A 20,661-nucleotide genomic window follows, 5' to 3' on the forward strand; every position below is an offset into this window, starting at 1 on the left:
AGCAGTTGGGAAGATAAATAGACAGATGATGGCGAAACAACAATGGCTGGGGGCGATCGCGATCGCGGTGCTCTTGGGGGGGTGCCAGTCGGCAATAAATCGCTTAGAATCACCGGCAGTCGCGCGACCAGAAAGGGAAGGGGTCGCTGCTGATGTGGCGGTGGCACGCTTGGAACGGCTGGAAACAGGCTCAACCCTGACAGGTACCACTCGCCCCTACCGTGAAGTGATGGTGCGATCGCAGGTGGAAGGTCAAGTGATTCGCCTTGGCGTGGATGTGGGCGATCGCGTTCAAGCGGGGCAACTCCTTGCAGAGGTGGATCCCATTGTGCTGAAAAATGCCGTCTTTGAAGCAGAGGCAGAACTGGCTGCCCGTCGCAACGAGGTGATCCAAGCCCAAGCCGCCGTCAATCGCGCCCGTACAGCCGTCGAAGAAGCCCGTCTTACCCTCCAACAGGCGGAAAGTGACGCCCGCCGCCTTGAAACCCTGCTGCGGGATGGTGCCGTCTCAGCGCAAGCAGCGGAACAGGCACGCACAACGGCGCAAACAGCACGGCAGGTACTGCGGTCTCGTGAAGCAGAGGTGGTGACCGCCCAACAGGGGGTGGCCGTTGCCCAAGGACGAGTCCAAGCCCAAACCGCCTTTGTCCAACAGGCACGGGCACGGTTGAATCAAGCCCTCCTGCGATCGCCCCTCAATGGCGTGGTGCTAGAGCGACTGACAGAAGTGGGCAACCTACTGCAACCGGGGGGAGAAGTTCTTCGCCTTGGCGATATTCGTCAACTCAAAGTTGTTGTGGAAGTCTCGGAACGGGAATTAGCGAGATTAGCTCCCGGCCAAGGGGCAACAGTGACGTTTGATGCCGTGCCCAACCGCACCTATGAAGGACGGATTACGCGAATTTCACCTGCCGCCGCCGCTGCCCGTCTGATTCCTGTGGAAGTCGTGATTGACAATGCCGATGAACGCCTGGGCAGTGGTTTACTGGCACGGGTGGCCTTCCAAGGAGCGAATGCGCCGCGCTTGATGATTCCGCAATCCGCCCTCAGTGGTTTTGAGGCGGGGCAACTATCCTCACGGCAAGGCAGCGTTTTTGTGGTGGTTGGCGATCGCGTGCAGGAGCGGCAGGTCACCCTAGGCCAACGGCGGGAGGGCAAAGTAGAAATCCTCAGTGGTTTGAATGCCGGCGATCGCTATGTCGTCCGTTCGGGTCGACCCCTGCGGGACGGGGATAAAATTCGCCCCAGCATTCTCTCTGAGGGCTAATGACCGTCGCTTCTAGGGTTTATTGGTGGACAATCGCCGTGGGTTCATAGGGACGCCAAGAGTGCAGTGCCCGCAGTTGCGGTGTTTTCTTCTGCTGGTGGGCTTCCATGCGGGCAAGAACATCATCGAGGATATCTACTGCCAGTCCCACATAGGGGCCTTTGTTGAGCATGACACACTCCGCTCGCTCCGCCATCGCTGCATCCGTGATTTCTGCACGGGAGGGCACGCCTTTTTTCACCAAGTTTTCAAGGACTTGGGTCGCCCAAACCACGGGCACATGGGCGGCTTCACAGAGCCAGAGGATTTCCTCCTGCATTTCTGCCAAGCGTTGGTAGCCAATTTCAACTGCGAGATCACCCCGGGCAATCATGACGCCAAAGGGTTGCCGACCCGCCGCTTGGATGATCAGTTCTGGCAGTGCTCGAATTGCTTTCGGGGTCTCAATTTTGGCAATGATGCCCATCTGGTCGGCGCGATCGCCACAACAATGCTCCAGTTCCCGTTGCAGTAGGGCAATATCCTCGGCGGACTGGACGTAGGAGTAGCCAATGATGTCGGCATGGCGGCAAGCAAAGGCCAGATGCTCGCGATCGCTGTCGGTCAGAGGACACAGGCGCAAATCACTATCGGGGAAGTTTAAGCCTTTGGCCACTTTCAACCGCTGTCCTTCTTTGCAGTGGGTGATAGTCAGTTCCACCCCTTGCTCATCTTTGCTGACAATGCGACCGCCAATGTGACCATCGTCAATCCAAATCCGCTGCCCCACCTCCAATTGCGGCAAAATTTCTGGCAAGGAGCAGGTGAATTGCGGTATTTCTCCGCCATCAGGGCAAATTGCTGTAGTCAAGCGCAGGCGATCGCCGCCGTGGAGGCGCACCACCTCAGGAAAAATGTCGGCAATGCGGGGTTTTGGCCCCCCCAAGTCCATGAGAATTTTGCAGGGTTGACCCGTAATGTGGCTTGCCGCTTGCAGGTGCTCAATCATCGCTTCCCAAGTGGCGGGGTCATCGTGGGCACAGTTGATCCGAGCACAGTTCATCCCCTTGCGCAGGAGCGTAATACTCCATTGGGGGTCAGTCGCCGCCTCAGGGGGCAGGGTCACCATGATGCGCCCATGGCGTTTGCCCCGAATCGGACCAAAGAGTTCTTCCGTCTGGCGGCGCAGTTGGCGATCGCCCGCAAAAAAGGCATCTAAGGGTGGGCGGGGGGGCAGTGACTCATGGGTATGGCACAGGGCGCCCAAAGTATTGATCACCGCATCCAAATTGGGGAGCACCCGCGACTCAATCCGCCCTAAGGACGATAACCCCCAAGGCATCAAGGCCATTTGAATTGCCCGTAGATCCCGCCAGCGCAAGGCCAAATAGTAGGCAAGATTGCGGGCACTAGGTATAAATTCGGATCGCTTAATTTTTGATTGCCACTGTTGAAAACGGGCTTCCCCTTCTTTGGTAATTTCCTGCCGCAGTTCTAACAGGCTATGGAGCAAGGCAATGGGGGAAACTGGTACAGTCGGTGCCTCCAGCAACATGACCGCCTCCTGGATGGTTTTAAGGGATTTCATGATTGGTTTGGATTCATGGCAAAGCAAGACTTAATAAGGGTTTGAGGAAATTTTAATGATTGTTGAAAACCATTTATTGATGGCTTAACAATACCCCTCACTGCAAAACATAAATAAACACTTCTTTACATCACTCGGCTGCAACGAACAGTTGTGTAGGAACCGTTGTGCTTTCTGGCACAACTCTATCTATCTTTCAGTATATCTGCTGACCTCTTTCGGGAATCTTAATTTTCTCCTAAGCAAAAGGATTAAGAGTTACTACAAGGGTTCCAAACCGATTTTCCAGTTCTGTTATGTTCTCAATAGAGATGTTCATTGTCTTGCCCTGACCAGTGCCCCTATGGATCGTCATCCTTCGTTGCAATTACTCAAATACTCTTATCAGTCCGCAGTGGCCTGGTGCCAAGAACATGGCTGGACAGATCTCTTTATTGAGCAGTACCAGTATTGGGCATTTCCCCCTGGCGGCGTGATGCCCCTGCCCTTGCCCACTGAGGGACTGCAACTCGTTGAACTGCCGACGGCTCCATCGCCGCAGCAACGCCGCCTCCAGATGTTGGCACTGGCGATCGCCCTAGTCACCACGGGCTTGAGTGGCTGGCTGCAGTCCTTGTTCCCCCTTGTGGTCGGATTTAGCTGCTGTGCCCTTTTGATTGCCGCCCAAGAACCCTAGGGGGGATTCCTGATACACTGAGAAGCTGGCCTGCACGCTAGCGCATCCCCTTGATTGGCTTAGATTCAACCATAGAACAACCACCGGTCTTAGGGAGTGGGACTCAGTTCTACAGTCCCGGCTATTCCTTTAGCTATGAAGTGGTCGGTGCCTGTTGTCGCCTTTTTGACCGCGAGCAGTTACCGTGGCCCTGTTGCCGCATCGCTTGGCGCAGCAAAGAACCCAGTTGGCGGCGCATTGGGCGGCGGCTTGTCCTCGACAGTGCCACAAAACGGCATCCCAGCTATTGGGTGCGCCACCTCGAAACGGGGGCAATGATGGTGATTACGCTCTATTGGGTGGAGTTATCCCCTAGCGATCGCCAGTGGTGGTACAGCAAAGACTTAACTTATTGCAACTAAATTGCAAAAACGAAGCCATCGTCCTAGAATATTTTTCAGATTGGATTTAGGAGAAATTCTCAATTATGCAGAAAGTCGGTCGCCGTGTACTCCTAGGCATGGGCGCTGGGGCAACGGCCTATGTCGCCCACCACCTCTGGAACCAAAAAGCAGAATCGAGCTATGCCCAACAGCGGCAGGCAGGGGGTGTGATCAATGTCTATTCAGCACGGCACTACGACACTGACAAAGCCCTCTACAACGGTTTCACCGAGCAAACTGGCATTCGGGTCAATCTCATTGAAGCTGAGGCTGATGCCCTAATTGAACGGATTCGCAGTGAGGGCAGTCGGAGTCCTGCCGATGTGTTGATTACGGTGGATGCCGGTCGCTTGTGGCGAGCCCAGCAGGCCGGTCTTTTGCAGCCGATTCAGTCAAGGGTACTCAATAGCGTTGTGCCAGCCAACCTACGGGAGCCTCAAGGACACTGGTTTGGTCTCTCGCGGCGGGTGCGTGTCCTGATTTACGATAAATCCAAAGTGAATCCCAACCAACTCTCCACCTACGAAGACTTGGCCAATCCTAGGTGGCGGCGGCAGATCCTCACACGCAGCTCCAGCCATGTCTATAACCAATCCTTGGTAGGCTCACTGCTGGCGATTCATGGTCCTCAAAGAACAGAAGAGTGGGTGCGGGGATTGGTTGCCAACTTTGCCCGACCCCCAGAGGGAAATGACACCGCACAAATTCGCGCTTGTGCAGCGGGTGTTGGAAGTATTGCAATTACAAATCATTACTACCTCGCTCGATTAATGGCCTCAGATAAAGCAGAAGACCGCGCAGTTGCTGAGAAGGTTGGTTTGTTCTTCCCAAATCAGCGCGATCGCGGTGCCCATGTCAATATCTGCGGTGGCGGCGTGGTGGCGGGTGCCCCCAACCGGCAAGCGGCCATTCGTTTTCTCGAATACTTAGTGAGTCCTAGGGCGCAGGAAATGTTTGCCATGGCCAACTTTGAATATCCCGTGCGCGCCGGGGTACCCCTGCATCCGGTTGTGCGCCAGTTTGGCAACTTCCGTGGCCAAAATGTCAATGCTGCAGTGTTTGGCCGCAACAATGCCGAGGCTCTGCGGCTCATGGATCGGGCGGGGTGGCGCTAAGGTTCTAAAATGAGCGATCGCCCCCGTTGATCGTTCCTGTGTCTTGCCCCTTCATTGCCTACACGATTCTTCTGGCTGCTGCCCTCCTTGACTTTGGCCTTGGGGATCCTTGGGGCTGGCCGCATCCCGTGCGCTGGATGGGAGCGTATATTCAATCCCTTAGCAACGGGTTCAACTATGGCCAAGGCTGGCCAGTTTGGGGACAGCGGTTGGGGGGGGCGCTGCTGACACTGAGCTTAATCCTAGGTTCTGCCCTCATCAGTTGGGGGGTGGTGGCACTGGGGATGAGGATTTCGCCCCTCCTCGGTTGGGGGATTGCAGTCGTGGGCACGGCCAGTGGCTTTGCGGGTCGTAGTCTGCGGGATGCAGCGGCAGAGGTATTGGTACCTTTGGCGGCTAGCAATCTTGAGGGGGCACGCCAGTCCTTGGCCAAGTATGTGGGTCGCGAGACTGCCCATCTAGAGGCACCTGAGATTCTGCGGGCGGTTCTGGAAACCGTCAGTGAAAATACCACCGATGGCATGATGGCGCCACTCTTTTATGGGGCGATCGCCACCCTGTGGGTGCCTCAACTGACGCCCCTGCCCTTCGTGATGGCCTACAAAGCTGCCAGTACCTTGGACTCAATGATTGGCTATCGCGAGCCACCCTACACCCACTGGGGATGGTTTGCTGCCAAAACCGATGATGTGCTCACGTGGTTGCCCTGTCGGTGGTTCGTCTTTCTGGTTGCCCTTTGCTCCGGGCAGTGGCAGCGAGTGTGGCAGTGGTGTTGCCGGGATGCGCCCAAGGATCCCAGTCCCAATTCCGGTTGGAGTGAGTGTGCCTATGCAGCTGCTTTTGGCGTACGGCTGGGGGGTACGAATACCTATCGCGGCACGGTGAAAGTGAAACCCTTTTTAGGAGAACCGCTGCACCCCATTGATCAAGGCACGATTATTGCGGCTCTGCGGCTCAGCCGTTCCCTCTACCTGATCACCCTTACAGCCACAGGCGGCATCGTTTTGGTGTGGCATAAAGTGTTTTCCATTTAGCAATTCATCTTGGCCAGAGTCGTTTAGAGTAGATGGATTAAGAAATAAAATTTAGAAACAGTGGCCGTGGTTCAGCCCTCTCCTCTGCAAGGCCAGACACTGGCCGCTTCCTCCCTCTCCATGACCGATCGCCTGTTGGAGATTCTTTTTAGTTATAGTGCCCAAGGGCTACTACTGATTGGTGTTTCTGCCACCCGCCCACCCCAATATCAAGTCATTAGCGCCAACAGCATTGGCCAGCAGCTTTTGGGGAATCACCTCTCCGTAGCTTCACTGCTTCAGGATGGAGCACTGCTAACCTTTTTGGACCAGTGTTGGCACCAGCAAATGCCCCTGCAAGGTTGCCACCGCGAACTCTGCTTCACCATGGTTCCCCTCAGGGAGACGGCATCGGCATCCGGGTTCATTGTTGCCTTTCTGCAGCATGAGCCAAGCCATAGTCCCCTCGCCGAAAATCCGCAGCGCCTCACCCAATTGATGGATCAACTCTTGGGGTTTCTCTTTTCCTGTGAGAGTACACCACCGTGGCGAAGGAAACAGGCTGCAACACGTATCAGTTCTACACCAATAGTCTCAATGCCCTTGCCCCGGAACTCCTGCGCCTTGAAAACGATCTCCATGGGGCCCTTGAACGCGGCGAACTCTCAATTTACTATCAGCCCCAACTGGATCTCACAAGAGGCAAAATTCACGCCATTGAAGCATTACTGCGCTGGCACCATCCTCGGCAGGGCTTGCTCTATCCCAAACACTTTATTGATATTGCTGAAGAAAATGGTCTGATCCTTGCTATTGGCCGCTGGGTTCTCCAACAGGCCTGTCGCGACTGCCAAGCATGGCAACAACAGGGATTAGCTGGCGTAGGAATAGCGGTAAACCTGTCGGCACGGCAGTTTTTGCACATGAATCTTGTCGAAGAAGTCAGCCAGTGCCTGCGGAACGCCCACCTTCCTCCCGAATTACTCACCTTGGAAATTACAGAAACCACGGCCATCCATCACGTCCAACGAACGCAGTTAATCCTTCAAGAGTTGCGTGCCCTTGGGGTGGGGATCACGCTGGATGATTTTGGCACTGGTTACGCCTCACTGAACTATCTGAAACAATTCCCGATCACTGGGCTAAAAATTGATCGCTCGTTTATTACTGAGATTGCAGGCAATCGCCAAGACCAAGCAATTGTCAAAGCCATTATTGACTTAGCCAACGGTTTAGAGATTCCCACTGTCGCCGAAGGTGTAGAAACTTGGGGGCAAGGGCAACTCCTCCACCACCTTGGCTGTAAGGCCACTCAAGGCTACCTGCTCACAGAGCCACTTCCCTATTCCCAAGTGATCCACTGGTCAATTCCTCAAATGCGGTTGAGATGACGACACTTCCCATAGGTGTGAGAGCAGCATCCCTTGTGTAGTTTTCCACATAAGGTTAGGATGATGAATCGATTGGCCACTCCGCTTCCCTACATTGCCGCGCCTTAACCCCCATCTGCGATGCGAGGATTAGGGAGTGCAGGCTAAGCATGTTCAAGGTCTACTTATGCGTTTCTATTGGCTGAGTGCGGCAAGTCGTCTGAGTCTGATGTTTTTGGCAGTGGGCTGTCAAGCGGTAACGGTTCCCTCAGCACCAGTAGAAGCATCTGCAACAGTTACAACGTCCCCTGTGGCTGTATCTCCTCTGTACACCGCGCTGGATGAGTTTGGCCAGCCCCAGTTTCAAGTGGATGGGCGGAACCTGTTTCGCGATCGCCCCCTGCCCGCCCACCGCATTAGCACCGCCCCGATGAAGCTGCTGCAAGTGTTGCGTAGCACTCGCCAGTATTTTCAAGACTTTAGTGACACAGACCCCATTACCCAGCGGGAGGGCATTCTGGCGATTCAGGGGGTGACGTTGCCCCAAGTCCTCGACACCCTAGATTTCATGATTGCAACGCTCACGGAGGATATTAGCCGCAAGCGCCCAATTCGTTTGCAAGATCCCGCATTTATTAATCAGCACTTTCGCGTCATTCAATGGCTGCCCCACAATCCCCGCAATCCAAATCAAACTGAGGAATTGCGCCTCACCAACTACGCGGTATTTACCCATCGCGGATCACGCACCCGCACAGAGACGTACAATACGGCGCTTTATGCTCTGCCGCCCCATGTTCCCGATCAACGCGAGGACTTATTTTATAAGCAACTGACAAAGCAACAGGTACTGAAAGGGATTTTTGAACCGGGTGGCTCCCTCTATGGACGGGTGAAGCCTTTGGCCTACTTGACGAGGAGAGGGCTTGAGGATGCCCTGATGCAGGGGACGATTCTGGTGCAATTTACCGATGGCACTGAAGCCTTTTTCAATGTGGATCGCAATAATGATATTCCCTTCGTCAAGGGGCTTTCCCCCTACGAGCAGCAACGCTATTGGTACTTTCGCCAAGTGGCCGCCATCAAGGGCTACGGCAGCACCATTGAGAACAAAATTAACATTGAACCTGAAGTCACCTTTGCGGGGGATGTCTGGAATATCGGTCTTGGGCGAGTCATTGTGGTTGAAGATACCCAAGGCGGTCAGCCTAAACTGCGCCTCGGTGTGATTGCCGATACAGGAGGAGCCTTTATGCCCAATCTCTATCAGTTGGACTTTCTAGCGGGAATTTTTCCAGACCGTGCTACCTACCAAGCGGCTGCCCGTCGCATCCCCAATTATGTCCGTGCCTACATTTTGATCAAAAAGTGATTAAAAAATACCCCTAGCGCTGGCCGAGATATTTATGGGTTTGGGGGACGACGCGCACTTGGGTCAGCTGTGCCTTCAATTGCGCTTGCCACCTGAGGAGTTGTTCCGGGGTGGGTGGGGGGGTACAGCGACCGGTACCTACGGGCGTTACAGGTTGGAGAAAGACCGGGATATGGGGATTGACGCTGGCCACAAGGGCACTGAGACAATCGAGATCGGCAGGGTCGGTGGTTTGGGAAATAATTACTTTGCAAAAGACCTCGACAGGGGCGCGATCGCACAGGCGCAAAAAGGCTTCATGGGCTGACCAATGGCACTCACCACTGACGCTGGGGAGCTTAATGTCCATGCCGACACTATCGAGATAGGGAAGAATTTGCTCCAGTGCTTCTGGATGGTGTCCGCCAGTTTCAAGGTAGAGGGGCAGGGAGCTATGGGCTTTGAGGAGGGGCAAAAATGGTGCCAGTGTTGCAGCATGGAGCAGCGGTTCGCCGCCGGTGAGGCTAATACTGTCGTGGATGGGGGGAGTATTGAGCTGCTGTACGGCTTCGAGAATATGGGCGGCAGTGACGGGATTGGGTACGGTTTGAAAGTGGCGATCGCCCGCTTGTGCTTCAATTAGGGCATGGGCGGGAACAAACCATGTGTGGGCACTGTCACAATAGGTGCAGCGGAGATCACAACCCGCCAAGCGAATAAAAATTTGCCGACACCCCACATTAGCGCCTTCCCCTTGAATCGCTGAGAACATCTCCACCAAGGGAAGCGTGATCGGTGCAAGGGAGAACTGATCGTTAGTTTGCTGCTCTTTTACAGAAATCACAGGGGATGTGCAAGCCTGATCACAATCGGGCGTTCTTTCCGATAGTACCTTAAAGATAGTTAGCGTGTTCAGTAGGTAAGTGCTATGTCTGCCCACCGTTTTGGCCTTTCGTGGCTGCTTGTCGGTACCTTGGCAATGGGGATGGGTGCCCTGCCAGTTATTTTGCCATCGTTACCTGCTGTTGGCCAAACTTCCCCTAGGGAAGCCAGTGAGTTCGATCGCTACATGCAGCGGGGGTATCAACTCACCGCCAAACGCGACTATCAATCCGCCTTGGTGAATTTCCGCCGTGCCCTCAGTCTGCGCCCCGGTAACCGCTATGCCCTCACAGCGATGAGTAATGTCGAGGCCTATATTGCTCGCGATCGCTACGCTGCCCAATCGAGTAACCGTCTCACCTTTGTACCCCCAAATCGCGGCATGCCAGGGCAACGGATCGCAGGCGCCACCCGCTTTGGTGAATGTACCCAAGGCTCTCTGACAAAAATTGTCGCTCTTGTGCCCGATAACAACTTGGGGATGACCGCTGCGGCCAATCCCAGTCTCTTTTTCTTTGTTCCCCAAAGCACGGCCAAATCGGCGGAACTGATGCTGCTCTCAGAAGCTGGCGATCTGCTCCTCACCCAACAAGTGCCCCTGAATGGTAAGGCCGGCATTTTACCTGTGACAGTGGATGCCAGTAAGGCGAAGCTACAACCGGGGCAAAAATACCAGTGGATCTTCTCCCTCACCTGTAAGCCCAATGAACCCGATGCCAATCCCTTTGTGACGGGCTGGATTGAGCGGGCCGAGCTAGACAGCAACCTTGCCCAGGTGATTACCACCATGCCGCCAGCCGATCGCCTGCCCCTTTTGGCCACCAGTCAACTCTGGAACGATACCTTGGCAACCCTTGTGGAGTTGCAGCAAAGCAATCCCAATGATGCTGCCATCAAACAGCAGTGGCAAGATGTGCTCAAGAGTGCCGGTATTGATCCCCAAATTGTTAATATGCCGCTGTTGCGATAGCTGCCCCTGTGCCGATATTGAGGGCGGTTGGCTGACCCCAAACCCCACATCAAGTTGCAGTAGGATGGAGAGTAGGCTGCATTGACAGGAGCGTGCGCCATGCTAAAGATAACTCGATCGCCATTTCCCCTTTGGCTAACCAGTATTGTGCTTCTTGGAGCGATCGCCCCCCTCCCTGCCTTGGCACAAAGGGCTGCGGGCGACATTGTGATTATTGGCAACTCTCCCTATGACTGGGGGCGCCATCAACGCTATTGGAATCATTTGCTCAACCTTTCTGGCGCAACGGCAGCCGCTTCTACGCCAACACCATCAGAGACGCCCCAAGAAGTCGATCCCAAAGTGCTGGAACAACAGCTCCTACGCAATATCCGCGTGGGGCAGCCGCAGCTTCAACCTGTACTGAAGTTACCAGGCTCTTCAGTGGTGACCGGTACCGTGACGAACAATAACCGCCAACCGGTAACGATTCAATCCGTTAACTATGAAGTCGTGGGGCCTAATGGCCAAATTCTACAAACGGGTGCAGCGACGCCAGAACCGGCAACTGTTGGTCCCGGTCAGACAGTGACCTATCAACAAATGCTCCCCACTGTGCCAGCGGATATTGGGGCACGGGTGCGCTTAATGCAGCCAGCGGTGCAGCTCCAAGGGGGTGTCTAGACCGCTTCGCCTCGGTATCACGGGGGGAATTGCCTGCGGTAAATCGGTGGTGGCTGCCTATTTGCAGCAGCAGTATGGTGTGCCTATTGTCGATGCTGATGTCTTAGCGCGGCAGGCGGTTGCCGTGGGCACACCCATTTATCAAGCCATTGTTGATCGCTATGGCCATGGCATCTGTCGGAGCGATGGCACCCTCGATCGCCCGCGGTTGGGCGAGATTGTCTTTGCTCAGCCCCAGGAACGCCACTGGCTAGAAGCGCAAATTCACCCTTGGGTGATTGCCCAGATGCAGCAAGCCATTCAAGCATGTGATCAGCCCCTGATTACCCTCGTGATTCCCCTATTGTTCGAAGCCCACCTCGAAGGGTTAGTGGATCAGATTTGGGTCGTTGCCACCACACCTGCACAGCAGTTAGCTCGCCTTCAGCAGCGCGATCGCCTCTCTGGAAAGGCAGCCGCCCAACGCCTCGCTAGTCAATTGCCCCTAGAGGAAAAAATTCGGCGGGCAGATACAGTGCTCTGGAATACTGGTTCTCTTGAGGAACTTTACCGTCAGGTGGATCAGGCCTTTTCCCTACTGGGCAGAAATGGCAAGGGAGGTTAGCCCCATTGTCACCTGTTGCAGGAAACTTTCTGGATTGATCGGCAAAGGAATGTAGCGATCGACCCCTTGGTAATTACCCTTTGACCCCAAAATGAAAATCTTGAGTTGCTCAGGGGTGCAGCGTTGTCGCAACTGATCCACTAGCTCCTGCACATCCCCAGAGCTAAAGGGTTCCGCCAAAAGAACGGCAATGGGAGTCAGTGCCAGCAACCGTTCCACTTCACCATCCACCAGCCAAATCACTTGATAGCCTGCGGTCGTCAAAATAGAACAGATCAGTGTGGCAGTGGCCTCATCCTCACTCACAAGCACAATTCGCCCCTCAGGTTCGACCAGTACATCCGTTGTGGCCAGAGGCGGGACATCTAGCTTGAGTTTCGGGGGTTCTGGTAGGGAGTCTGAAGGGATTGCCGGCAGCCCCACCGTGAACGTACTGCCTTTGCCTTCAGTGGAGTCCACATCAATCCAGCCATGGTGCAGATCCACCCACTGCTTAGTGAGGGCTAACCCCAAACCTGCTCCAGTATAAGCACGACCAAAGGAGCTATCCAACTGCTGAAACTTTTGAAAGAGTAAGGGTTGCAGGTGCGCTGGGATACCGATACCCGTGTCCTGAACTTGGAAAATGAGTTCATCCTCTTTCCACCATGCCCGTAGGATCACTTCCCCCATGGCAGGGGTAAACTTAATTGCATTGCTGAGCAGGTTAATGAGAATTTGCTGGAGGCGGCGATAGTCTCCCCAAAAGCGATCGCGACTAGGGGGAATCATCAGTTGGTGGTGCAGGTTGACCTGATGGCGATGGGCTTGGGGTTTGACGACTTCAATGCAGTCGGTACACAGTTGCCGAATCGAAAAGGCACTACGATGCAGGTGCGATCGCCCCAATTCCGCCTGCGAAAGATCAAGAATGCTGTTAATTAACTCCAGCAGGTGCGTGCCACTCTCATGGATAATTTCCAAATACTCCCGCTGTTTGGCTGTCAGAGGGCCAAGGGGCCAGCGCAATAGCGTTGCCGAAACCCCAATCACACAGGTCAGAGGCGTGCGTAGTTCATGACTCATGGTGGCCAAAAAGTCATTCTTAATCCGATGGGCGGCTTCCATGGCACTCAGGGCTTCCCGCAGCGCTTGGGTGCGTTCATTCACCCGCTGTTCAAGGGTGGCCTTTTGCTGTTGCAGCTCGCTGTAGAGTTGCGCTTGGTAAATGGCAATACTCAGGTGTTGACTCAAATGGGTCAAAAACTCAACTTCCTGGGGTTGCCACTGGCGGGGGCGATCGCACTGGTGGGCAATGAGCACTCCCCAAAGTTTTTCTTGAACAATGATTGGCACAATTAGCCAAGCCTTGATCTGCCAGCGGGCGGCAAAGGCCTGTAGGCAGGGAACCTCTTGATAAAATTCCTCAATGTCACTGACTGCGATGGTTTGGCCACGACTGAGACGCTGATAGCTACTGCTGGGTAGGGCAGACCACTGCCAGCAGTCATCCCAGAGCCCAAGAACCGACGGAATTCCCCCATAGCGGCAAGATTCGTAGGCAATTTGCCCCTGCAATTGACCAGTAGAATTGTAAAACTGTCCCACCAGTAGCCGATCGGCACCTAAAAATTCGCGAATCCGATCCACGGCTGTTTTCAAGAGTTCAGGCAGCTCCAGACTTTGGCGAATTTGGGTGGTGACCTGATGTAGCAGGCGCTCTTTGGCCTGTCGTTCGCTCAAGGCAGCAGTGACAAGGGGGGCACAATTTTGACACTGCTGAGCCATGTCTTCGCTGAGCACATTCATCAGCGAAAGGGCCAAGTCGGCGGGCAACGTTTGGTCTTTGGAGGTCAAGGGAGTCAACTGCTGCAAAACTGAGCGGATCAGGGAACGCTGGCCTAGGGGTGTCTGGCTGCGAATTTTGCGCAGAAAGCGAGCGATCGCCACCGGCTCAGTGAGGATTTTCACCCGATAGGCACTCATCTGCGGTACGGGTTCTGTCTGCAACAGCAGCGCAAAGGTCTCTGCCACAACAACGAGAAAAGGGGCATCGGCAGACACTATAACATCTTCACGGGTAAGAACAGTTGCGCCGCGATGGCTAGCTTCTGCGAGCAGGACTGTGGCGATTCGCTCGTAGAAAAATGCTGGTAAAATTCGATTAAAGACGGGCTGGCGCATAGTTTTTGAAGTTTAATCCTTGATCGATCCATCGCAGGCAGTGGCATTGCCATGCGGGTTGCGATCGCTAAAGGCGTTTCCCATTAATTTCTGTTGTAGCGGCTCAAGGGGGACAGGGGGGAAAGCCCACTAGTTTCTTTAATGATTGTTGTCAACGTATGCATCGAATTCTTACATTAAATGATCTGACTGTTGCCACAGATAACAGCGATGTTGCATTTCTACAGCAAAGCAGTGCTCCCATTGTTATTCTAACGGCAGCGGATACGGATATTGCCCTGCTGGCTCAAGCGTACAACCAACTACCCAAGGACTTTCCCCCTCTGCGCCTCGCGAACTTACTTCATTTACAAGCGGCAGCGGCCATTGATGACTATGGCGATCGCGTCTTGGCCGAGGCCGACGTGGTCGTGATTCGCCTTTTGGGGGGACGGGGCTATTGGAGCTATGGCCTAGAGGTGGCGCAGCAAATGGTCAGCGATCGCGGTGGACAGTTGATCTTACTGCCGGGGGACGATCACCCCGACTTAGAACTCATGAGCCTCTCCAGTTGGCCGCTGGACCAAGTTGATCGCCTCTGGCAATACTTCCGCGAGGGCGGACAGGAAAATATTCAGCGTGCCCTAGAGTTCATTGGCCACTACGGTTGCGGTTGGGGTCAGCCCCCCCCACCCCCCCAAAGGATTCCCCGCTGGGGCAGCTATCCGATTGCGGGGCAGATAGCCAGCGACTGGCCGCAGGTGGGGATTCTCTTTTACCGTGCCCATTACTTAGCGGGCAATACGGCGGTGATTGATGCCCTCGCTCAGGCCTTGCTGCAGCGGCAATTGGCACCTGTCCCCCTGTTTGTCTCCTCGCTGCAAGATCCAGAAATTCAACGGGAACTGCTGGCGGCATGGCAGGGCAAGGTGGAACTGGTTCTCAATACGACGGGGTTCGCGATCGCCAAACCGAACGAGGTGAACCTTTGGCAGCAGTTGGATATCCCCGTGCTACAGGTGATTCTCAGCAGCAGCACCCACGAGACTTGGCAACACCATCCCCAAGGACTGACGCCCCGCGACCTTGCTATGCACGTCGTCCTGCCGGAGGTGGATGGCCGCATCATTACCCGTGCGGTGTCCTTTAAGGCGGTGTCGCAAATTCAAGCAGATGTGGAAACCACCGTGACCACCTATGCCCCGGCGGGCGATCGCCTGCACTGGGTCAGTGATCTGGCAGCCAACTGGCTCAAGCTCCGCCGCAAAGCCCCTGCTGAACGCCGCATTGCCCTGATTTTAGCCAACTACCCCTGCCGCGATGGTCGTCTTGCCAATGGCGTTGGTCTCGACACCCCCAATAGTACGGTGGAACTGCTCAAGGCACTTCAGGCGGCTGGCTATGATCTGGGGACTGACCCTTTGCCCAAGGATGGCGATGCCCTGATCCAACACCTCAGCCGCTACCGCACCAACGATCCCGAAGGCAATCACTGGCGGCAGCCCCGCTACACCCTTCCCCTTGAGGCCTACCAGCACTATTTTCAGAACCTACCAAGGGCAGTACAGGCGGCCATTAACGAACGCTGGCCGTCGCCCACCACAGACCTCCCCATTGCTGGTGACTGTTGGGGCAACATTTTTGTCGGTGTCCAACCCAGTCGGGGCTACGATCGCGACCCCAGTTTGAATTACCATGCCCCCGATTTAGAACCCACCCCAGCATATCTCGGCTTTTACTTTTGGCTGCGCCATGTTTTTGGGGCGGATGCGATTGTCCATGTGGGCAAACATGGCAATCTAGAATGGCTTCCTGGTAAAGGCATTGCCCTTAGTCACACCTGTTTTCCCGAAATTGCCCTTGGCCCTGTGCCCCACTTTTACCCCTTTATTGTCAATGATCCGGGCGAAGGTGCCCAAGCCAAACGCCGTGCCCAAGCGGTGATTTTGGATCACCTGACGCCGCCCCTGACCCGTGCCGAGTTGTACGGTGGTCTAGAGACCCTCAGCCACTACATTGAGGAATACTACGCCGCTGAGCAGTTCGATCGCCCCCGTTTGAGTGTGCTGCGGCAGCAGATTGAAGCCCTCGTCAAAGAACTCGATCTCGATCAAGAAATTGGTGCCCCCAATCCTGAGGAAACCTGGACGGCGTGGCTAGCGCGCACCGATGGCTACCTCTGTGATCTGCGGGATGCCCAGATTCGCGATGGCCTGCATATTCTTGGCCAATGCCCCCAGGGACAGCAGTTGCGAGATCTGATGGTGGCGATCGCCCGCAGTCCCAGTGGCCAGCACATGGGTCTCACTCGTGCCTTAGCAAAGGATCAAGGGGTTGATTTAGATCCCCTGACCGCTAACCCAACCGATCCAAGTCCTGTACTTGGATACCGTTCCGTTGGTGAGTGGCAGCATGCCCTCGAGGAAACCGCGGCAAAACTGGTGGAGGACTTACTGAAGGGCACCCCTGATCTCCCCTGTGGCCGTGCAACTCAGCAGGTACTGGATTGGATTCGTACGGTGCTCTACCCTGCCCTGCAACAGACCCGCCAAGAAATTGACCACTTTCTCCATGGCCTCAATGGCGGCTATGTTCCCAGTGGCGCTGCCGGTGCCCCCAGTCGTGGTCGTCCGGATGTCCTACCCACCGGACGGAATTTTTATGCGGTGGATCTGCGGGCAGTCCCAACAGAGGCCGCTTGGGCATTGGCGGAGCGATCGGCGGCGGCACTCATCGAACGCTATTGTCAAGAGCAGGGAGAATTTCCCCGTACCCTAGGTCTTTCGGTATGGGGAACCGCAACCATGCGCACTGGAGGCGATGATATTGCCCAAGCCCTTGCCCTCTTGGGGGTTCGTCCTGTCTGGGAGGGTGCCTCGCGACGGGTGGTGGATTTGGAGGTGATTCCCCTATCGCTGTTGGGACGACCGCGTGTGGATGTCATGCTGCGCATTTCTGGCTTTTTCCGCGATGCTTTTCCTAACCTAATTGCCCTCTTTGATGAGGCGGTGCAGCGGGTCAGCCAGTTGGATGAACCCCCGGATCAAAATCCCTTGGCAGCGCAAGTGGCCAAAGAAACGGCCTATTGGCAACAGCAGGGTCTCTCCCTGAATCAAGCTCAACAACGGGCACGCTTTCGCATCTTTGGTTCCAAACCCGGTGCCTATGGTGCAGGGCTGCAAGGACTGATCGAAGCCCAAAACTGGCAAGGGGATGAAGATCTCGCCCGCGCCTATATTCACTGGAGTAGCTACGCCTACACGGGGGAAGCCCACAGCCACAATGCAGCGGAAGCCCTAGAGCAGCGGCTGAGTCAATTGCAAGTGGTGCTGCAAAACCAAGACAACCGCGAGCATGATCTATTGGACTCCGATGATTATTACCAGTTTCAGGGGGGCTTGACCGTTGCCGTGCGATCGCGATCGGGGCAGCAGCCCACGGTTTACTTTGGCGATCACTCCCGGCCAGAGCAGCCGAAAATTCGCACCCTCCAGGAGGAACTGCTGCGAGTCTATCGCTCCCGCGTCATTAATCCCAAATGGCTCGCCGGCATCAAGCGTCATGGCTACAAAGGTGCCTTTGAAATGGCAGCCACGGTGGATTATCTCTTTGGCTATGCCGCTACGGCTCGCTGTGTGCCCGATTATGTGTTTACAGGCATTACTCAGACCTATGTGCTTGATAGCGAAATGCAAGCCTTTGTGGCGCAGCATAATCCTTGGGCACTGCGGGACATGGCGGAGCGACTCCTCGAAGCTGCCCAGCGCCAACTGTGGCAAGCACCGGATCCGCAGATCCTAGACCGCCTGCGAGCGATCGCCCTAGAGGCCGAAGGTTTAATTGAGGGCAAATTTTAATGGTTTAGCTTTAATACAGCAAAATCAAGCGCAACACCCGCGCTACCGCTGCCACCAAGCAGACAATCACCAACTGCCCTGGCAAGGCAAAAAGCGAATACTGCTCTAGTAGCTCCACCAAGGGTTGACTCAACTGCCCTGCAAGAGCCAGACCACTGAGGTAGAGCGCACCGCAGACATGAATGAGCACCAGTCCCGCTAGGCCACTCAAAGCAAGCCATTCTAAACTCACTCGCTTTTGGGGGCGAAAAGCCAGCCAACCACAGACCCAAGCCCCCGGCACAAAACCCAACAGGTAACCAAATGTCGGTTCACGCCAATAGTCCAGACCGCCCCCTTGGGAAAAAACCTGAAAGCCACTCAGCCCCAGAATCAAATAGGCCACCTGGGAGAGGGCGGCGGCTTGCCGTCCCCCCATACACCCGACCAAGAGAACCGCCGCTACTTGGTAGGATACGGGTAACCCATACACGGGAACGGCGGCCCATGAACTGGGCAAAACAAATTGCCCTTCCTCATTGAGGAGGTTGGGGAGGGCGATCGCCGCCTCCATGAAGGTTCCAGCCACTGTCAGCAGGAGGCCTAAAATGGCCCACAAAAATTCATCGAGGGGTGACAGGTTGGTTCTCAAGAGCACTGCAACACATTAGGCGGGACAGACGGGGTCGGACTTGTATAGCGAAACGTGAGATCCGTATCCCCCATCATAATAAGGTCTCCATGGTATAAGACTCGCTCCTCCGACAGGGGTGTACCGTTAATTAATGTGCCATTGCGACTATTGTTGTCACGGATCAGGTACACTAGAGCATTGCCCCGCGGGCGTAGTTCAATGGTTGCTTGGTGCCGTGAAATAAACGGGTCATGGATAATAATGTCACAGTCACTGGCACGGCCAATCTTCCAAAAGGCTTTGCCTGCGAGGTGATATTTACCGACCACCGTGCCTTGAGAACGGACAATGAGCCATGCTTGCTTGCTCGTGTCTGAGAACCGCGTCATTAGAAAGATATGGCCAATGATTTAGATAATTGATTCATCGGGTCAGGAAATTACAATCCTGTCCATCTCTATCTTAATGAAGTTAAAAAACTTTTCATGGTGATGAGCCAACGCAATCCAAAATTTCAGGGTATCTACGGATAACTTCCCCCACTGTTTATGGTTTGATTAGGCTATAGATAGTTTTCAATCAAACCTTGCCTGTATTGATCAGGATAAGCAACGAATCAAAACCCTGTCGTCAGGGTAGCAAATCCCTAGTGTTTTGTTTGAGTTCCCTGTTTTCAAAAATTGATTTACCACTGATGATCACTAATATTTGATACTGTTAGTTATTTGTGTTCTAGGACTGGCCGTGAAAAGCAATCTGCAGCATCCCCAAAATATCATAGTAATTCATGAGCACACCAGTAACCCAATACCCACTTTTACCCAGCAACTCAAGCTGCGGCGATCGCTCCTTGCCAATCTGTTAGTGTTTGCAGCCGGGTGTGGCATCCTTGCCTTTGCAGGCTTGTTTCTCTACCGCCATTTAACAACCGTGCGCAGTCGTGATGCGGTCATTAATGGCGTCATTGTGAATGTGCGGGCTCCGGAGGAAGGAACCCTCCAGCAACTGAGGGCAAAGGTGGGGCAATTTATCAAGCCAGCGGAGGAGACGCCCCTAGCCGTGCTAGAAAATGACTACCTTAGCCAAGGCGACCTCAAGGAAGTTGAAAAATGGCTCGAACGGCGGCAGGGTGAACTAGAAGCCGCTCAGGCAAAACTGGCTCAATTGCAGGGACTCCTCACCTCTGCCCAAGGGGATGAACGCCATCAACAGCTGCTTGAGGTGAAACAAACCAATCGCCAAGTGGCGGCTGCCCAAGCGGAACTAGGGGCTGCTAGAGCGAATCTGGCTGATGCCAAGGCACGCCATCGATTGGCAAAAATTAACTACGGCCGCTTTAGTCGATTGGCACAGCAGGGAGCGGTACCCCAAGCCCAAGCAGATGCGGCTCTAACGGAATTGCAGCAAAGCCAAGCGCAAGTGGCTGCTCGCCAACGGGAAGTGGAGGCTGCCGCTGATAGGGTAGAGGCGCTCAAGGCCGATGCCCGTGCCGCTGAATTGGGACTGACCCTGCGCAATACCCGCAGCAACTATGACCCCCGTCTGCGGCTTCAGGAGCTAAAAATTCAGATTGGCGAACAGCAGGCGATCGTCCAAGGGCTGAAACGGGAAATTGCGGCTCAACAGCGACAGGTTGCCCAAGCCCGGCGGGAGGTTGCTCAGCGCAAAATAGTGAAGGTAGCGGCTCCCATTGCCGCCTATGTCTGGCGGGTGGATGCCCGTCCGGGGATGTTTCTTGGCAAAGGGGATCGAATTTTGCAGTTATTGGATTGTCAACGGCGCTGGATTGATGTGTTTGTAGAGGAACAGTCCCTGCGGCTAATCCACCCCGGTACCAAGGCCAAAATTGAACTCTATGGCAGCAAAGGCAAGGTGCTTTGGGGCACAGTCACCAACATTCGCTCTGGCTTGGGTCGCCTCAACCCCGGCGACGATCAGGTCATTCCCATTCCCGAAAACTATCCGCGTCAAAGCCAAGTGCGCGTTGAATTAGACGCTGATCAAGACTGGGGCGAAGGCAATTTCTGTTATGTGGGCTACACCGCACGGGTGACCTTTCAAATTTCCCCCTAAGCTTTTATAGCTATCCTAAACAATGCTCAATCCTTCATAGTTGCCTTTTATCTGGGCGATAAGAGATATTGATGCA

The 20,661-nt window shown here is 54.7% G+C and carries 17 protein-coding genes; 12 read left to right on the plus strand and 5 right to left on the minus strand.

Features of this window, described 5'->3' with window-relative positions; translation table 11 throughout:
- The first annotated feature begins 25 nt into the window (after positions 1–25).
- Entirely contained in the window at positions 26–1,267 is a 1,242-nt protein-coding gene (locus QYC28_RS00960) for an efflux RND transporter periplasmic adaptor subunit (RefSeq protein WP_286626211.1), read from the plus strand.
- Between the two features lie 19 nt (positions 1,268–1,286).
- On the opposite strand, the gene QYC28_RS00965 is transcribed toward QYC28_RS00960, so the two are convergent.
- Positions 1,287–2,801 (minus strand): pyruvate kinase, encoded by a 1,515-nt coding sequence (locus tag QYC28_RS00965; protein ID WP_302679699.1) that lies wholly within the window; start codon positions 2,799–2,801, stop codon positions 1,287–1,289.
- A gap of 376 nt (positions 2,802–3,177) precedes the next feature.
- Here QYC28_RS00965 and QYC28_RS00970 point away from each other — a divergent pair, with 376 nt between their 5' ends.
- The 6 genes from QYC28_RS00970 (at position 3,178) to QYC28_RS00995 (ending at position 8,802) form a co-directional block, all read left to right on the plus strand.
- Entirely contained in the window at positions 3,178–3,510 is a 333-nt protein-coding gene (locus QYC28_RS00970) for a hypothetical protein (protein WP_149817341.1), read from the plus strand.
- 53 nt (positions 3,511–3,563) lie between these two features.
- Positions 3,564–3,911 (plus strand): hypothetical protein, encoded by a 348-nt coding sequence (locus tag QYC28_RS00975; protein WP_149821575.1) that lies wholly within the window; start codon positions 3,564–3,566, stop codon positions 3,909–3,911.
- A 65-nt stretch (positions 3,912–3,976) separates the two neighbouring features.
- Positions 3,977–5,047: a Fe(3+) ABC transporter substrate-binding protein gene (locus QYC28_RS00980; protein WP_302679700.1), complete on the plus strand. Its 1,071-nt coding sequence runs from the start codon at positions 3,977–3,979 to the stop codon at positions 5,045–5,047.
- Between the two features lie 38 nt (positions 5,048–5,085).
- Positions 5,086–6,081: an adenosylcobinamide-phosphate synthase CbiB gene (gene cbiB, locus QYC28_RS00985; protein ID WP_149817345.1), complete on the plus strand. Its 996-nt coding sequence runs from the start codon at positions 5,086–5,088 to the stop codon at positions 6,079–6,081.
- Between the two features lie 524 nt (positions 6,082–6,605).
- Entirely contained in the window at positions 6,606–7,451 is an 846-nt protein-coding gene (locus QYC28_RS00990) for a bifunctional diguanylate cyclase/phosphodiesterase (RefSeq protein ID WP_302679701.1), read from the plus strand.
- A 166-nt stretch (positions 7,452–7,617) separates the two neighbouring features.
- On the plus strand, positions 7,618–8,802 hold the full coding sequence (locus QYC28_RS00995) for a hypothetical protein (RefSeq protein ID WP_149817350.1): 1,185 nt from the start codon (positions 7,618–7,620) through the stop codon (positions 8,800–8,802).
- A 13-nt stretch (positions 8,803–8,815) separates the two neighbouring features.
- Here the strand turns inward: QYC28_RS00995 and QYC28_RS01000 are convergent, their stop codons facing one another.
- A complete protein-coding gene (locus tag QYC28_RS01000; protein ID WP_190278288.1) occupies positions 8,816–9,553 on the minus strand; it encodes a 7-carboxy-7-deazaguanine synthase QueE in 738 nt (245 codons plus the stop codon).
- Between the two features lie 156 nt (positions 9,554–9,709).
- Here QYC28_RS01000 and QYC28_RS01005 point away from each other — a divergent pair, with 156 nt between their 5' ends.
- From QYC28_RS01005 to coaE, 3 genes are all read left to right on the plus strand, one after another.
- Positions 9,710–10,633: a DUF928 domain-containing protein gene (locus QYC28_RS01005; RefSeq protein WP_149817355.1), complete on the plus strand. Its 924-nt coding sequence runs from the start codon at positions 9,710–9,712 to the stop codon at positions 10,631–10,633.
- Between the two features lie 99 nt (positions 10,634–10,732).
- Positions 10,733–11,296, plus strand: a complete 564-nt coding sequence (locus QYC28_RS01010) for an FxLYD domain-containing protein (RefSeq protein ID WP_286626217.1) — start codon at positions 10,733–10,735, stop codon at positions 11,294–11,296.
- Complete coding sequence (gene coaE / locus QYC28_RS01015) at positions 11,289–11,900, plus strand: dephospho-CoA kinase (protein ID WP_149817360.1); 612 nt, start codon at positions 11,289–11,291, stop codon at positions 11,898–11,900. Before QYC28_RS01010 ends, coaE begins: the two co-directional genes overlap by 8 nt.
- On the opposite strand, the gene QYC28_RS01020 is transcribed toward coaE, so the two are convergent.
- Positions 11,871–14,063, minus strand: a complete 2,193-nt coding sequence (locus QYC28_RS01020; protein ID WP_149817363.1) for an ATP-binding protein — start codon at positions 14,061–14,063, stop codon at positions 11,871–11,873. The two genes, coaE and QYC28_RS01020, sit on opposite strands and share 30 nt — an antisense overlap.
- 158 nt (positions 14,064–14,221) lie before the next feature.
- Here QYC28_RS01020 and cobN point away from each other — a divergent pair, with 158 nt between their 5' ends.
- The gene (cobN, locus tag QYC28_RS01025; RefSeq protein WP_302679702.1) at positions 14,222–17,899 is read left to right on the plus strand and encodes a cobaltochelatase subunit CobN; all 3,678 of its coding nucleotides are present in this window, start codon (positions 14,222–14,224) and stop codon (positions 17,897–17,899) included.
- A 10-nt stretch (positions 17,900–17,909) separates the two neighbouring features.
- Here cobN and QYC28_RS01030 read toward each other — a convergent pair whose 3' ends face one another.
- Positions 17,910–18,452 carry a biotin transporter BioY gene (locus tag QYC28_RS01030; RefSeq protein WP_149821576.1) on the minus strand — a complete coding sequence of 181 codons (543 nt, stop codon included), beginning with the start codon at positions 18,450–18,452 and terminating at the stop codon, positions 17,910–17,912.
- Between the two features lie 74 nt (positions 18,453–18,526).
- Positions 18,527–18,901 carry an FHA domain-containing protein gene (locus QYC28_RS01035; protein WP_149817367.1) on the minus strand — a complete coding sequence of 125 codons (375 nt, stop codon included), beginning with the start codon at positions 18,899–18,901 and terminating at the stop codon, positions 18,527–18,529.
- Positions 18,902–19,256: 355 nt separating this feature from the next.
- Between QYC28_RS01035 and QYC28_RS01040 the strand changes: the two genes are divergently transcribed.
- Positions 19,257–20,585, plus strand: a complete 1,329-nt coding sequence (locus QYC28_RS01040) for an HlyD family secretion protein (RefSeq protein WP_190278141.1) — start codon at positions 19,257–19,259, stop codon at positions 20,583–20,585.
- Positions 20,586–20,661: the final 76 nt, after the last annotated feature.

It is taken from the genome of Thermosynechococcus sp. HY596, assembly GCF_030518715.1.
Lineage (GTDB): Bacteria > Cyanobacteriota > Cyanobacteriia > Thermosynechococcales > Thermosynechococcaceae > Thermosynechococcus.